This is a genomic window from Amycolatopsis sp. NPDC114505 (assembly GCF_055633615.1).
In genome coordinates this window covers 1,365,768-1,381,338 of sequence record NZ_JBVKDV010000002.1, presented here as the reverse complement: position 1 = coordinate 1,381,338, position 15,571 = coordinate 1,365,768, and the positions used below count along the sequence as shown (strand labels likewise).

The window sequence follows — 15,571 nt, the reverse complement described above, 5'->3', positions numbered from 1 at the left end:
GCCGGTGTGCACCGTCATCGCATGAACCCGGCTCCCATTTCACGCACCCTGGACAAAGACGTCCTCGATTCGCGCGGAAGCAACCGGCCGCGGCCCTTCCATGACCAGGATCTCGCCCCCGGCGTGCAGATTCGGACGCGCCAGATCAGGCACCAGGAAGCCGACCAGACAACGCGTCCGGCCGTCTTCGAGGAGCTCGACCTGCTGGAGCAGGATGCTCAGCTGGGTGGCCGAAGCCGGCCAACCCGGCTGCAGTTCCGCATCTCCGCCGAGAACGAACACCGAGGTCGCCATGTAGACACGCGCGGTCGGCGGTCCGGACCTCCGCCCGCCCTCCTCGGCGGTGAGCCAGCGGACGACAGCCGTGGCCTGTGGGTGCTCGATCGTTTCCATCACGGCCACAACTCGATTCCGCTCATCTGCTGGTTGATCATGGTCAGCTGGTCGCCCTGCGCGTAATAACCCGGTCCGATGCCGTCCAGCTTGTCCGGATGGTAATGCAACTGATCTGCCAGAGAACGCGGGATACGGGTCGTCATCGTGAGTCCGTCACCGCGATTGAGCACCCTGCCCCATTGGTCGGCATGGGCACCTTCGGTGGCGAACCACTTGCCTTCCATCTGCCCGGGACCGAGTCCCCACTTTCCGGTGTCGGCGATGGATCCGAACTCCCCCGCATCCACGTTTCGGAACAACGGGACTGTGGACGGCGTGTTTTGCACCACTTGCCGGGCCACGCCGCCTGCTGCCACTGACTCAGCGCTCCGCGCCGCGGTACGGCCCGCCAGGCCCAGCGCTCCCTTGGCCACCGGACCGGCCACGAACGGTCCGAAGCCCAGCAGGCAGTCGCCCGCGTTCGGCTCGCGGACGCAGTCCACCATCTTGTCGGCGCCGGTCAAACTCACCAGCAGGTCCCGGATCTGTTCCCGGACCGACTTGTCCGCCGGTTTCGGTGCCGGTTGCGGGTGCTTCGCGTTGTACGCGGCCCGCTCCGCCCGGGTCATCGGGTCCGGCCCCATCTGGGGTGTGTTGGTGCGGGCCGGGGTCGGGCAGCGGACCATCGTGGTGAACCAGATGGTGATCACCACGGCCGGGATCCACCAGCCGATCTGCGGGCCCATGAAGTTGGGCCGCCAGTTGGTGACGTAGCCCCAGCGGATCGAGATGTGGGCCTGCTTGTACGTGCGGGCCCCGGTCACCTGGAGGTCGTGCGCCATGCCGAGGGCGTTCATGATGCCGCCGAGCCCGACGCCGATGATCGTGAGGTTGCCGCTCGGGTCGCTGCGGGTGACCGGGTTGTTCTCGGCGTACTCGTAGCCGCACAGCTGGTCCGGGTTCTGCGAGTCCAGCACCGCGTCGACCGAGATGAACCGGCCCGTCGCGGAGTCGTACTCGCGGGCACCGACGTCCGTGAGACCGGTGGAGTCGTCCTTGATCTTGCCCAGGAACCCCCGCTGGTCCGGCCACGCCGGACGCTCCCCGATCGGGTTGCCGTACGGGTCCATCGCCCGCCGTGTCACCCCGAACGTCACCGAGTCCACGACGACGGTCGCCGTGTTGTGCAGGTCCGACACCAGGTACTGCGGGTTCGCGCCGCCCACGCGCATCGCGACGACGACGCCGTTGTGCGAGTAGTAGCGGGTGCCGGTGACCACGCCGGTCTTCGTGTCCTTGACCAGATCCTCGCCCGGCAGGGACAGCGTGACCTTGTCCGGGGACCGGCGCAGCAGCCGGCCGCCGTCGGCGTCGTAGACGTAGGTCGTGTCGCCTTGCGGCGCCGTGACCTTGTCGAGCCGGCCGTCCGGGCCCCAGTCGAGCGTCTGCCCGTCGCGGGTCGTGGTGTTGCCCGACGCGTCGTAGCCGTAGGACGCCGTCGTCGTGCCGGCCGGGCCCGTGGTGGTGGTCCCGGTCAGGCTGTGCGGCTTCGCGGCACCGTCGGCCGGGTACCGGTAGGCCGTCGCGGTGCCGGCCTTGTGGTCGGTCTGGGTTTCCCGCAGGCCGTTCGGCTTGAACGTCCACGAAAGCCAGTACGGGCTCGCCGCGCCGAGCTTGTCCCCGGCGGGCGCGCCCTGGCAGTCGTCGGTCGCGGTCCAGGCCTGGGACAGCCGGTTCATCGGGTCGTAGCCGAAGCACTGGGTGCGCACCGGCGCGACCCCGGTGACGCCCTGCGTGTTGACGGACTTCGTGATGTTGCCGGCCGGGTCGTAGGTGTAGCGGGTGTCGTCGAGCTGGGTCGTGGCGGCCAGCTGGGCGGAGAGGTTGACGTCGGTCTTGCGCCGCGTCTGCGCGTCGTAGTCGTAGGTCAGCCACGCCTGGTTGTTCGACGGCCCCAGGGTGAACTGCGAGTCTTCGCCGTACGGCGTGTAGTGCGAAGCGGAGACGTACGCGTTGTAGCCCGCGGTGGTCATGGGCTTGCCGTACTTGTCGTAGGTGATGGCGATCGCCTCACCCGGCAGCTGTCCCCCGGACGGCGGCTGGACCATCGTCGGCAGGCCGGTGCTGGTGTAGCCGTACAGCGTCGTGTACGTGCCGGACAGCCCGGCCTCGGTCCCCGGGACCTGGGTGATCGCCTTGCTGGGCCGTCCTTCGGCGTTGTAGGCCGAGACTCCGGTGACCCAGTTGCCGGTGGCGGTGTACCGGGTGGAGTAGAAGATCTGCCCGGCACCGTTGGGCGCGGTGTCCCAGACCCACGACGCGCGTTTCGTGCCGTCCACGGAGTTCTCGTACTCCGCGGTCTTGCGGCCGAGTTCGTCGTAGGTGTACGCGAGCTTCTTGCCGCGGGCGTCCGTCGCCGACTTCACGAGCCCCGCGACGTCCACTTCGGTGTACGAGGTGCCCGTGTCCGGGTCGACCTGCTTGGCCTTGTGGCCCAGGAAGTCGTATTCCGTCGACCAGACGTTCCCGGCGGTGTCGGTGATCTTGTCCTGGAGGCCGGTCGGCGTGTACCCGTACCGGGTCGTGTCGTGCGTGCCGCCCGAGACGACGGTGCCGGACACGTCCGGGGCGCTGCTGTAGCGCCAGAGCTCGGACATCCGGCCCTGCGTGTCGGTGAACGTGGTCTGGGTGACGTCGCCCTGCGGCGGGATGACGGTCGTCCGGTCGCCACCGTAGACCGTGCGCGTCGACGACGTCGCGGTCAGTCCTTTGTAGTCGGTCGCGGCGACCACGCGGCCGGAGCCGTCGTAGGTGTTCACCGTCCGGTTGTCGACGGCGGCGTCCGCGACCGAGACCAGGGTGGTGCCCGGAACGCCCGAGGTCAGGTAGCGGTTGTTGGTCTTGCGCACCCACCCGTGGGAGTCGTAGACCGTGTCGGTCACCATCCGGGTGCCGTCGTTGGCGTCGGTCTGGACCTGCCGGACCTGGCCGAAGGAGTCACGCAGCTCGACGGTGGTCAGGTAGTTCGTGCCGGTGCCGTAGTCGACGAGGTTCTTCGTCACGACCGCGAGCGGGGCGTCGGTCCGCAGCACGTACTCGTACGTCCCGGACGCCGGGCCGCCCTTCGCCTGCCCCGGTTTCCACACCGACACCAACCGGCCGAGGGCGTCGTAGGTCGCGTCGGTCCGGCGGCCGGCGACGTCGACGCTGCCGGTGGTCTTGCCGCGAGCCGGCTCGGTCTCGATCGTCTCCGACTGCTTCTTCGGGTTCGTCTTGACGGTCTTGCTGAGAATGCCCCCGTCGGCGGGCGTCATCACGATCGTCGCCGTGTAGTTCCGCGCGTCGGTGGTCGACGTCGTGCGGCCGGCGGCGTCGTACCCCGTGCGGCCGGTCGTGACCCACGCCGGCGTTCCGCCGTTGTTGGCCGTCGCCGTGTCCACCCGGGTGGCGTCACCGGCGCCGGTGACGACGCCCAGGCCGTCCTGGCCGTCGTAGTACGTGCGGACACCCGCCGTGACCTTGACGGCCGTCGGCTCGCCGTCGGGGCAGACCTCCGTGGAGGTCAGCACCTCCTTGGACCGGTCGAGGATCCAGGAAGTCGTGTTCTCGGCGAACTTCGTGGTGACACAGGTGTCCGGCAGGCCGTCACCGGAGTCGGTCTTGGCGACCGTCCGGCCGTACTTGTCGTAGCGCTGCACCGTGGTCTTCGTCCGGGTCCCGCCGGCCGCGAGGTCGGTGACCGTCCTGGTCCGGTTCTCCTTGACCACGTTGGCGGTCAGCGCCGGCAGGCCGGTCCGGGCCCTCGTGGCCGTCGTGGCGACCTTCTGCACGTCGCTGACCGACGTCGAGATGCGAGCGCCGCCGTCGCCGTTGAACAGCTGCGTCTCCCGGGGCGACCCGGCGAACACGTTGTCGTCGGCGATGGAGTCGCCGAGCGAGCTCGTGACCGGCACCGACCGCTTCCCGCCCCCGGGCAGCGGATCCCCGTCCATGCCGCGGAAGTACGTCGTCCGGGTCAGCGTCCTGGTGTCGGCGACCCCGTCGATGCTGAAGGTGGTGTCGCCGGTCCGGGCGTCGACCTGGGAGTATCCCCGGAACTGGCCGTAGGTGCGGTACTTCGGCTTGACGATCTCGTTGTCGTCGGAGTGCCAGGCCGGGCTGCCCACGTAGGCGTAGGCGTTGACCTGCGTCGGCGAGAGTTTGTTGGCGTCTTCGATCCGCACCTCTTCCACGACGTACTTGTGGAAGAAGTCGAGGATCGGGTCCTTGGCCGTCGGCAGGTTCCAGTAGACCGGGTAACACAGGCTGGTGTTGTTCGGCAGGTCCGTCGGCACGGTGGCCGCCGTGCAGCTCGGGGCGCTGTACGCGACCGAGATGACGGACCCGGTGTCGGTCGTGATGTTCGTCAGGCGCCAGTGCGCGAGGGATGGCAGGTTCTTGTAGCCCACCACGCGGTTGGCGTAGAGCTGGCCGGTGAACTTGATCGGCGGCAGCGTGATGGACGCGCCGTCGGTGTCGAACCCGGTGTGGGTGATCGAGTCGAGCCACAGCTCCTTGTCCCCGATGCCCGGGAACTGCTGCGCCAGCGCGTAGGTGTCGGCCTTCTTCGGCCCGGCCCCGGTGTTGTACTGGGTGGTGATCGCCGCCAGGCGTCGGGTGCTCCAGAACGTCGGCGAGTGGTTGTCGCACGTCGCGTCGGCCTTGCACTGCTGGTCCTGCGGCGTGTCCGGCCACGACTTCGCGTTCGCCGGGGTGAACTGCGCGGGGTCGCAGGTGACGGCGTCCGCGGGCACGCACCGCTCGGCGGTGTCGAAGACGACCTGCCCGGGAGCGGCGGAGCCGTAGACGCTGCCGTTGAGCTTGCGCAGGCCGTAGTCGATGCGCTTGAGCGTGCCGCCGCGGGTGTAGGGGACGGCCTTGGTCTGCAGGTCGGCGCCGTAGTAGTTGGTCTCGGGCGTGTAGGAGTACACGGTCGCGTTGCCGTGGGGGTCCTCGACGTAGTCCAGGTTCCACCGCCACGCCTGCGTGCACACGGACTTCGCGAAGCCCGCGTTGTCGTGGCACGGGTCGTCACCGTGCGGTCCGTAGACCGGCGCCGTCCAGGTCGAGTCGGTCTTGTCCTGGTCCGCCGAGCCGGGGGCCCGGTTCAGGCCGAAGTAGTACTGGATCCCGTCGATCGTGGTGATCCGCCAGTGTTCGCCGTCGAGCGCGCCGTTGGCCGCGCCCTTCAGCAGTTCGACCCGGGCGCCGTTGTCGCTCGACGACTTCCAGGTGCCGGTGGCGTCATCCCGGACCAGCGCGGTGGTCTGGCCGCCGAGGTTCATGGTGAGGATCTGGCCGGCCCAGCAGAAGTCGCCGGTCTTGTTCGCCTCGGGCAGGGTGTCGTCGTCCGCGCAGGAGCGGTAGGTGCGCTCGATGTACCCGGGGTCGTAGTCCCAGCCCTGGCCGACCCAGGAGGTCTGGTTGTTGGTCGCGGCGGTCCGGCCGTCCACAGTGGCCGAGTTGTAGGACAGGGCGACCTTCGGCGCCACCGCCGTGCCGGTCGCCGCCGGCGGGAGCTCCACCGGGTAGGACCAGGTGAACGCGCCGGTGCCGTCGGTGACCGACCAGCTGCCCGACGGCGCCAGCGAGCTGGCGGCGAACGTGCCGCCGGCCCCGCCGGAGTCGGCCACGGCGGCCAGCACCTGAGGTCCGCGGGCGACGGCCACGTCGGCGGAGACGACCTTGGCGGCGGGATCGTTCCGCGACGCGACCGGGGTCCGCGTCCGGCAGGCCGGCCGGTCGGGTGTGCTCAGCACACAGCCGGGCAGGCTCACCAGCTTCAACCGTTCGCCGAAGCCGCCGCCCGAAGCGTTGCGGAACGACGAGTAGTCCAGGTCGACCGCGTATCGCCCGGCCGCGCCGTCGACGGACAGCAGGACCCCGGTGATCCCGGCCTTGCGCGAGGCGTCCTGATCGGCGATCCGGACGTTCGCCTTGGCGCCCCCGGCCCCGGCCACCCGCACCGGCAGCGCGCCCGCGCGCACGGCGGGCCCCGGCTTCGCCGGCTCGCGGTCGGCGCGCGAGGCCGGGCTGGAGGTGGGTGCGGTGATCACGACCGCCGCCTCACCGGGTGCGGGCCAGTCGGCCGCGACCGGCGTGGCCGGGACGGGCATCGCGGGTGCCTTCGCGTGGTCGAGCGGCGTGTCACCGTGACCGGTGGTCCGCGTCGGCACCACGTGCGGCGCGCGGGCGGTGGACGCGGCGTTCGCCGGAAGCTCGCCCATGATCGAGGTGATCAGGGCGATCGAGACCACGGTCGCGACCCCACGGCGGAAACGCGCGCGCGACAAGGTCGGGTCAATTCGGTACAAGCCCGGCTCCCCCAGCGGACAGGCCCCTGCGGGCCAAGATCAAGTGATGGGAGCGTAAAGCAGTACTCCGGAAATGCAAATACTCCGAATAACTCAAATCCGCGGAAACCGACGGAGATCACTTCGGAAAATAACTTACCGAATGGAGCGGAGTGTCGTTTTCGCCGGCGGCCGGACGGCTAGCGCGCGGCCGTCATGCCGCCGTCGATGGTGACGATCGTTCCGCTGATGTAGCCGGCGCGCTCGGACGCCAGGAACGCCACCAGGTCCGCGACTTCGTGAGTCTCGGCGATCCGTCCTGACGGGAGCGAGGCGAACTGCGCGTCGACGTCGGAGTTGGCGGCACGCATCGTCGTGACGCGTTCGGTGGCGACCGGGCCGGGGTTCACGCCGACGACGCGCACGCCGTGGCGCGGGCCTTCGCCTCCGAGCGCCTTGGTGAAGGCCATCAGGGCCGCGTTGCCCGCGCCGCCTGCGATGTATCCCGCGGTCGGCCGCTCGCCGCCGGTGCCGATGACGTTGACGATCACGCCGCGGCCGCGGGCGCGCAGCCGCGGGTACACCAGCCGGACGAGGTCGATGTAGCCGAAGACCTTCAGGTCCCACGCGTGCCGCCAGAGTTCCGGGCCGACGTCGTCGAGGGTGCCGGCGGGGATGTCGCCGGCGTTGTTGACGAGGATGTCGGCGTCCGCGGCCACCTCGGCGAGCCGCTCGATGTCGGCGGGGACCCGCAGGTCGACGGCGTGCGTGGTCACCTCGACGCCGTGCTCCGCACGCAGCTTCCGGGCACGCCGCTCCAAGGCGTCTCCGTTGCGCGCGGCCAGGTGGAGGCCACAGCCTTCGGCCGCCAGCGTCTCGGCGATCGCCGCGCCGATGCCCTTCGACGCGCCGGTGACCAGCGCGTGTTTTCCCTCGAGGTGCAGATCCATCGGCTTGTCCTGTCGCCGGCTCAGGCGGTGGTCGTGCGGTGGGTGGCCGCGTAGTGCGCGGTGCCGATCGCGCCGGCGACGGCCAGGACGAACCCGACCGCGGCGGTGGCGGTGAAGCCGGCGCGGACGCGGTCGTCGAGCACCGCCACGCCGATGAGCGAGGACACCGCCGTGTTGGTGGTGAACATGATGGCGGTGACCGCGGTCGCCCGGCCGCGCTGCAGGGCCATCGCGAAGGCCACCGCCGCGACGAGCCCGTTGGCGATCATCGCCCAGATCGCGGGCTCCAGCACGAGGCGCCAGGCCGGCCCGGACGAGTCGAGCGTCCGAGCCGAGATCCCGACGGCGCTGAACCCCAGCCCGGCGCAGAACCCGAGCACGATCGGCGACCACCGGCCATGACGGCGTTGCGCGGTGAACGCGATCGCCGCGATCACGACGGCCACGCCCACCAGCAGCAGCTTCCACCCGGACGCGAGCGGCTGCGCGGGACTCGGATCCGCGGAGAGTCCCAGCAGGACCAGGCCGGTCGCCCCGACCCCGAGCGCGGCCCACCCGGCACCGACCAGCCGGACGCCGAGGATCGCGGAGATGGTCGCGGTCACACCGACGCTGAAGGCGAGCACCGACTGGACCAGGAACAGCGGAAGGCGATGCAGCGCGGCGGCGGCGAAGACGAACCCGAGCAGGTCCACCCCCACCCCGAGGAAGTAGAGAGGCTGCCGCCGCAGCGCGACGAGGTCCTGAGGCGAGCCACCGAAGGCCCCGGCCCGCCGCACCCCGGCCGACTCCAGAATGGAGCCACTACCCGAGGCAACAGCGGCAAGCACGGCGAGGACGTATCCGAGGAACACGGCTTGAGTCTGTCAGCCCGGCTTTGGCCGGGGGCCGGGCCGGTGCCTTGAGCGGGGGTTCGCTCGGTGCGGCGGGTGCGGGCCGGTGGGCTACTTCGTGCCGGCTTGCGGGGGTTCGCTCGCTGCGGCGGGCGCGATCCGGTGGGCTGCTTCGCACCGGCACGCAGCTGTTCGGCCAGCAGCCCAAGCTCGGCATCGCCGCACGCGACGCTGGAGGGCCACCGCGCGACTGGAGCCGAGCCCGCGATCGCGGCACCTACTTGCCGCCGGTATGCAGGAGTTCGGCCAGCAGCTCGGCCATCACCGCGGGGCGCGGTGCCGGAGAGTCCGCTGCACGACCGGCGCCCACTTCGCGCCGGCCCGCAACCGCGCGGCCGGCGTCTACCTCGCAGCCGCGCCCAGCTGCTCGTCCAGCCGCTCCAGCTCGCCCGTCACCGAGGGCCCAGTCGCGGACAGCCCACTCTGCACCGCCGTCGGGCTTCGCAAGAAGCGCCGCAGCACCGGCACCAGCAGTCCCTCCGGCAATGTCCGCAGCGCCGCGAACGCCCGTGGCACCGGCGGCGTCGCCAAAGCAGCCAGGTTCCGCCGCATCGAGCGCAGCATGTCGCGGACCGCGTCCGGGTCCTCCGCCAACGCCACCGGGCCGCCCGCCGCGTGTACCGCCAGTCCCAACGGCACCTCGAACGCCGCGTGCGTCTTGAGCCACGCGTCCATTCTCGGCTCGATCTTGGCGTGGAACCCGGCCGCGCGCAGCGTCCGCACGAGACCGTCCAGTCGGGGTGTCCGCCGGCCGTCGGGCTCGCCGATCGACATCGGGAACCTGCGGGTGAGGAGGCTGGGCTCGCGGTAGCGGACCACGTCACCGTCCAGTGTGCCGCCCAGCGTGGGGAACCCCAGCAGCACCCGCTCCGGGCCGAGGACCGCGGCCAGTGGCTCCGGGCCGCCCGCCCAGTTGAGCATGAACAGCACGTCGCCGTTGACGTCGGCCAGTGACTCCAGCACCTCGTCCACCTGGTGGGTGCGGACGAAGACGGTGATCAGGTCGTACCCGCCGGCCGGGCGCTCGACCGCCGGCACCGGCACCCGCCGCACGGCCGGGCCGTCCCCCTCCGCGAGCTGGACGCCGTGCCGGCGCAGGGATGCCAGGCGCTCGCCCCGGGCCAGGAGCGAGACGTCGTGCCCGGCCTCGTGCATGCGGACCGCGAACTGGCTGCCGAGCACCCCGGCGCCGTAGACGAGCAGTTTCATACCAGCCTCATTCATACGTTCGTTTGAATCATACGTCCGTATAGTAGCTCGCATGGCGGCCACCGACACCCGCACGCAGCTCCTCGACGCGGCCGAGCACCTCTTCGCCGAGCACGGCTTCCACGGCGCGTCGGTCCGCGCGATCACCGACCTCGCCGGCGCGAACCTGGCCGCCGTCGGGTATCACTTCGGCTCGAAGGCGGCGCTGCTGGCCGCGGTCGTGCGCCGCGTGGTCGAGCCCATCAACGCCGCCCAGATCGCCGCACTCGACGACCTGCTCGCCCGGACCCCGGACCCGCGGGTCGCCGAGCTGGTCGAGGCCTTCGCCGGACCGCTGTTCGACGAGATGGCGACCGGTGACGAAGGCGGCGCCCGGACGTCCCGGCTGATCATGCGGATCCTCGGCGACCCGGCCGAGGAGATGCGCGCCTGGACCGGCGCGGCCGAGAACACCGTCCGCGACCGCTACCTGGCCGCCTTCGAGCGCACCCTGCCCGGCCTGTCCCCGGCGGAACTGTGGTTCCGGATGCGCGGGATCCTGGCCGTGGCGGCCGTCGACCGCGCCGAGAACTACAACCAGCAGGCCCCGGCCTGCGTGTCGCCGGTGGCGGGTGACTCGGCCCGGCGCTGGGCGATCACGTTCCTGGCCGCGGCGATGAGCGCGCCCCCGACCGAGACCTGACGACCCCGGGCGAGCCGAAGACCGTCACGAGCCGCTCGTGACGTCGGCGGTGTTCGAGAGGCCGCCGAGAACATAGCCGTTCACCGGCTGGACCCGGAACCGATACCGCGCACCAGGCACCAAACCGGCACTGACCCAGCCGGGCCCGGCGACCGGCCACGGCAGCCTGGTGAACGACGTTTCGCCGGCACTGAGGTTCCGGACGTGGATGTAGTAGCCGGTCGCGTTCGCCGAGCGCGTCCAGGACAGCGTCGCCTGGCCGGTTCCGGACGGCACCGCGGTCAGATCGGTGACCGCCGCGGGGACCGGCCCGGTCACGACCGTCGTGGCGAGGTTCGACAGCGCGCCGCGGAGGCGTCCGTTGACGGCCTGCACCTGGAATTGGTACGTGCCGCCGGGAGTCAGGCCCTCGGCCACCCAAGACGGACCCGGCACCGGCCACGGCAGCGGCGTGAAAGCGGTTTCTCCGGCCGAGACATCTTTCCGGTACACGTAATAGCCAGTCGCGTTCGCCACCGGCGTCCAGGACAACGTCGCGGAGCCGTTGCCCGGGCTCGCCGTCAGGTTCGTCACGGCGTTCGGGGTCACGCCCGCGACCGTGACCGCGGCGACGTTGGACAGTCCACCGCGGACGTCGCCGTCGGCCGCCTGCACGCGGAATTCGAGGGTCTCGCCGGGGACCAGCAGTTCGGCCACCCAAGACGGACCCGGCACCGGCCACGGCAGCGGCGTGAAAGCGGTTTCCCCCGCCGTGACGTTCTTCCGGAACACGTAGTAGCCGGTCGCGTTCGCCACCGGCGTCCACGACAGCGTCGCGGACCCGTTGCCCGGGCTCGCCGTCAGGTCCGTCACCGCCGCCGGTACCGGCGCGGGCAGGGTCACGGTCGCGATGGTCGAGAACACGCCTTCGGCCGACCCCTTGGTGGTCTTCAGCTGGAACTGGTACGTGTGACCGTTGGCCAGCAGCCCCGCCGTCCACATCGGACCCGGGACGGGGAAGAGCAGGCGGGTGAACGTGGTCTCGCCGGCCGTGACGTCCTTGATGTGGACGTAGTAGCCGGTCGCGCCGGGCGACAGCGGCCACCTCAGCTCGGCCTGCCCGATGCCCGCCGTGACGCTCAGCTGCGGCGGCACCTGTGGCCCGACGGGAACGACCGGGTACGGACGCGGGTACGGCGCGCCGACGGACAGGGTGCCGGCCAGGGAGTCGGCGAACGCGGCGGCGATCTTGACCTCGCCCTGTGCGTTCGGGTGCGCGCCGTCCCAGAGGTCGTTCTGCGGGAGGATGTCCCGCGCGGTCTCCGCGACGTGGACCGGCGAGTCCGTTGTGGACAGTTCGTCGGCCGTGCGCCGGAGCCGCGCGTTGAAGTCGGCCACGACGGCCGCGAACCCGGCGTCGCTCTGCGTGCGCCGGGACGGCGGCAGGGTGCCGAAGACGAACCGCATCCCCGGGTCCGCGGTCCGCGCGTTGGCGATGAACGCGCGCAGGCTCGCTTCGGCGCCGGCCGCATCGCTCAGGCCGAACGCCAGGTCGTTGCCACCGAGGAGGACCAGCAGGTAGTCCGGGCGGTAGGCGGCGACGTCGGCGGCGACGTGACCGGCGGCGCCGCTCATCGACTCGCCCCAGAGCGCGTCGTGGTGCTGCGCGAACGCTGGGTCGGCGTAGGTGTGGTTGTCGTCCCAGGTGTTCGCCACGTTGTCGAACAGGTCGTCGCGCGGCCCGACGAGCGAAAGCCGGTCACCCGCGGTCGCTTCGTGCCGGTCGAACCGGTAGCGCCAGGTGAAGTCGCCCGCGCTGCCCTGGCTGATCGAGTCGCCGACCACCATCACCTCCGACGGCACCGCCACCCGCACCGGCGTCGTGCCGGCGCTCGCACCCTGGTGGTTGACCGACCGGACGACGACGGTGAGCGGCAGCTGCGTGTCCCGCAGGGTCAGCGACGCGGGCCCGCCGTGGTCGATCACCGCGACCGGCCGCCCGTCCGGGGTGACGACTTCGTAGCCCTCGGCGGGCGGCGGACCGGCCGAGGGCGGCTGCCAGGTCACCGTGGCCGACTCGCTGTCGGCGGCGACCGTCCACACGAGCGACGTCGGCGGACCCGGAGTCCCGTTGTCCCGCACCGGAGTCGCGACGGCGGATAGCCCGGCGTAGTCGACCAGGCCGACCGCGTGCGCCGCGCGGGGCGGCGATGCGACGACAGCGAGGATGACGGTCACGGTGACCCAGAAAGTCCCCCAGCATCGCATTCCGGCTCCCCAGTAGAAGTACGACCCACCCGAAACCTAGAACACGTTCATCCACCTCACCATCCGCTGTTCGGCCTAGCGCCCCGGAACGAGCGGGCGCGCCGATCGCCGTCGCCGCTACCCAGAGTGAGCAACACCCGAAGGAACCTCACGAACGCCGAGCGCGAAAACCGAGCAGTTTTCGGCAAATCCGCTCCCCTAGCAGCGCGGGCGATCACTCTGTGTATCGGGGTGTGGCTGAGCGCGCATGATCATCGGGGTAGATTCGCCGTCGTTCCCAGGGGCCCGACGACGCGTCCCCGACCCATCGTCCGTCGGCGCGCGCCCCGTGGTGCGCGCTGTTCGCCGTGCCGAAAGGAAGTTGCTTGACCGCCACGACGTTGACACAGGTGCTCCGCGAGACCCGCACCGTCGCCGGGACCACCCGGCTGATCGTGCGGTGGGACCGCGAAACCGGCTGGGCGCACCTGGCCATCGCCGTTCCGGGCACCGGACCCGTCTGCTTCGCGGGTTTCCACCGGTTCCCCGGAGGAAGCGCCGCGGCCGTCGCCGCCGAACTGGCCGCCGCCGGGTACGTGTCCGCTCCCCCGCTCCACCTCGACGACATGCTGTCGGAGATCGAAGCCGTGCTCCCGGAGGTGATCCCGGATGCGCGTCGATGACCTGCACCTCACCGGGATCGGCTGCGACGTCGGCGCGCTGACGCCGGTCGCGGTCCCGCTCGCGGCCGGCGAGTTCACCGCCGCCGAGGCCGACCGGACCGGGCAGCTGTCCACCGCCGTCGCCGGGCTGCCCGGGCCCGAACTCGCGGTGCGCGCCGGCCGGGAAGCCCTGCGCCAGGCCGAATCCGCGGCCGGCGGACCGGTCTGGCCGACGCTCTGCCTGCACGCCGGGATCTACCACCCCGGGATCGACTTCTGGCACGCCGCGTCCTACGTGCGCGACCGGCTCGGCGTCGGCGCGGGCGCCGGGCTCACCCTCGAGCTCGGCGCGATGAGCAACAGCCTGGTGGCGGGCCTGGACGTCGCGGCGAGCGTGCTGTGCGGCCGCCCGGACCACGAAGCCGCGCTCATCACCGCCGGCGACCGGTTCGGCGCGCCCGGGTTCCCGCACTGGAGCACCGACACGGGCATCGTCTACGGCGACGCGGGCAGCGCGGTCGTGCTCTCGCGGCGGCCGGGACTGGCACGCGTCCGCGCGATCGCGTCGTACACCGACCCTTCGCTGGAGGGCCTGCAACGCGGCGACGAACCGTTCCGCACGGCCAGCGTCACGGCCCACCGGTCGCTGGACATCCGCCGCCGCAAGCGCCAGTGGCTCGGGCGCCACGGCGGCCCGGCGCACGTCGACAACCGCAATGCCGACGGCGTGACGGCGGTGGTGAAGACGGCGCTCGCCGACGCCGGCGTCGACCTGCCGGACATCGCGAAGATCTGCGCCCCGCACTACGGCCGGCGCCTGGTGGAGACGCAGATCCTGCGCCCGCTGGGCATTCCGGAGTCCCGCACGATGACCGAGCTGGGGCTGCGCGTGGGTCACCTCGGCGCCAGCGACCAGATCGTGGCGCTCGACCACCTGCTCCGCACCGGCGAGGCGGGTCCGGGCGAGCACGTGCTGCTGCTGGGGATCGGCGTCGGCATGACGTGGACGGCGGTCGTCCTGCAGCTCGGGCCGGTTTCGGCGCTCGGCTAGGTGCTCGCGCAGTGAAGTCAGTCGATGACATCGTCCTGACAGGGTGATGTCATCGACTGACATCGGCACGCGTCTCCCCCGCCCCGCGGGCGCGCTGCCGTTCGCGCGGATCTCACGACCGGGGGTAGCGCACCCCCGTGAGCTGCTCGCACCGCTCCCACAGCAGCGCGCCCGCCGCCTCGTCGCCCGCGGCGGCGGACGCCTCGACCCGCTCCGGCCGGCCTTTGACGCCGTGCACCCCGCCGGGACCGTACAAGTCCCCGCCGCGCACCTCGGGGTCGACGGCCGCCCGGAGCGTGGGCAACGCGCCCTCGGCGGCGGTGTTGACGAGCGGTGCCAGCAGCCACCGCAGGGGTGACATCGACACCACCCGCAGGAGACCGCCGCTGTTGCGGCCGAAGTCGGTGGCCGCGGCGCCGGGGTGCGCGGCCACCGCGATCGTGTGGTCCCCCGCGGCCGCCAGCCGGCGCTGGAGCTCGGCCGTGAACACGAGGTTGGCGAGCTTCGTCTGGGTGTAGGCGCGCCACCGGGTGTACCGCCGCTTCGCGAACGCCAGGTCGTCGAGGTCCAGCCGGCCCATCTCGTGGCCGCCGCTGGTCACCGTGACGATCCGCCCGGACGGCGCGGCCCGCACGCGCGGCATCAGCAGCCCGGCGAAGGCGAACGGCCCCAGCTGGTTGGTGACGAACGTCCGGTCCACCCCGTCGACCAGGGTCAGCTTCCCGAACGCGGCACCGGCGTTGTTGACCAGCAGGTCGATCCGGTCGCACTCGCCACCGATCACCGCCGCCGCTTCCCGGACGGACGCCGCGTCCGCGAGGTCCAGCCGGACCGGGTGGAGGTCGGCATCCGTTGCGGTGGAACGGATCGCGTCACACGCCGCGGCCGCCTTGTCGAGGCTTCGGCACGCCAGGACGACTCGCGCGCCCTTCGCGGCGAGCATCCGCGCGGTCTCGAGCCCGATGCCGGAGTTCGCGCCGGTCACCACCGCCGTGCGCCCGTGCTGGCCGGGCATGTCGGCGTCGCTCCATCCCGGGGTCGACCTGGTCACGTTCTCCTCCTCGGTTTTCGAGGTACCGCGGGACGACGCGGAACGTTAGCGGGCGGCGGCGGGCGCGCGAGTCCCCCGTTCGAGGACATCGGCGGTGGCTCGCGCGGGGGACGCATCCGGGCTCAGCCGGCCGGGGCCAG

The 15,571-nt window shown here is 71.6% G+C and carries 10 protein-coding genes; 3 read left to right on the top strand and 7 right to left on the bottom strand.

Annotated features, from left to right (window positions below):
* Window positions 1-39: 39 nt before the first annotated feature.
* From ACZ7OU_RS24615 to ACZ7OU_RS24595, 5 genes are all read right to left on the bottom strand, one after another.
* Window positions 40-393: a hypothetical protein gene (locus ACZ7OU_RS24615; protein ID WP_470257651.1), complete on the bottom strand. Its 354-nt coding sequence runs from the start codon at window positions 391-393 to the stop codon at window positions 40-42.
* On the bottom strand, window positions 393-6,671 hold the full coding sequence (locus tag ACZ7OU_RS24610; protein WP_470256862.1) for an RHS repeat-associated core domain-containing protein: 6,279 nt from the start codon (window positions 6,669-6,671) through the stop codon (window positions 393-395). The genes ACZ7OU_RS24615 and ACZ7OU_RS24610 overlap by 1 nt, the downstream gene beginning before the upstream one ends.
* A gap of 236 nt (window positions 6,672-6,907) precedes the next feature.
* A complete protein-coding gene (locus tag ACZ7OU_RS24605) occupies window positions 6,908-7,657 on the bottom strand; it encodes a short-chain dehydrogenase/reductase (protein WP_470256861.1) in 750 nt (249 codons plus the stop codon).
* A gap of 20 nt (window positions 7,658-7,677) precedes the next feature.
* Window positions 7,678-8,511 carry a DMT family transporter gene (locus ACZ7OU_RS24600; RefSeq protein WP_470237745.1) on the bottom strand — a complete coding sequence of 278 codons (834 nt, stop codon included), beginning with the start codon at window positions 8,509-8,511 and terminating at the stop codon, window positions 7,678-7,680.
* 381 nt (window positions 8,512-8,892) lie between these two features.
* Window positions 8,893-9,759: a ketopantoate reductase family protein gene (locus ACZ7OU_RS24595; RefSeq protein WP_470256860.1), complete on the bottom strand. Its 867-nt coding sequence runs from the start codon at window positions 9,757-9,759 to the stop codon at window positions 8,893-8,895.
* Between the two features lie 52 nt (window positions 9,760-9,811).
* Here ACZ7OU_RS24595 and ACZ7OU_RS24590 point away from each other — a divergent pair, with 52 nt between their 5' ends.
* The gene (locus tag ACZ7OU_RS24590; protein ID WP_470256859.1) at window positions 9,812-10,441 is read left to right on the top strand and encodes a TetR/AcrR family transcriptional regulator; all 630 of its coding nucleotides are present in this window, start codon (window positions 9,812-9,814) and stop codon (window positions 10,439-10,441) included.
* A gap of 24 nt (window positions 10,442-10,465) precedes the next feature.
* On the opposite strand, the gene ACZ7OU_RS24585 is transcribed toward ACZ7OU_RS24590, so the two are convergent.
* Complete coding sequence (locus ACZ7OU_RS24585; RefSeq protein ID WP_470256858.1) at window positions 10,466-12,658, bottom strand: fibronectin type III domain-containing protein; 2,193 nt, start codon at window positions 12,656-12,658, stop codon at window positions 10,466-10,468.
* Window positions 12,659-13,053: 395 nt separating this feature from the next.
* On the opposite strand from ACZ7OU_RS24585, the gene ACZ7OU_RS24580 reads away from it, so the two are divergent.
* Together ACZ7OU_RS24580 and ACZ7OU_RS24575 are read left to right on the top strand one after the other, a co-directional pair.
* Window positions 13,054-13,350: a hypothetical protein gene (locus ACZ7OU_RS24580; protein ID WP_470237749.1), complete on the top strand. Its 297-nt coding sequence runs from the start codon at window positions 13,054-13,056 to the stop codon at window positions 13,348-13,350.
* Window positions 13,337-14,380 (top strand): ketoacyl-ACP synthase III family protein, encoded by a 1,044-nt coding sequence (locus tag ACZ7OU_RS24575; RefSeq protein ID WP_470256857.1) that lies wholly within the window; start codon window positions 13,337-13,339, stop codon window positions 14,378-14,380. The genes ACZ7OU_RS24580 and ACZ7OU_RS24575 overlap by 14 nt, the downstream gene beginning before the upstream one ends.
* Window positions 14,381-14,492: 112 nt before the next feature.
* On the opposite strand, the gene ACZ7OU_RS24570 is transcribed toward ACZ7OU_RS24575, so the two are convergent.
* A complete protein-coding gene (locus ACZ7OU_RS24570) occupies window positions 14,493-15,431 on the bottom strand; it encodes an oxidoreductase (protein ID WP_470256856.1) in 939 nt (312 codons plus the stop codon).
* Window positions 15,432-15,571 lie beyond the last annotated feature (140 nt).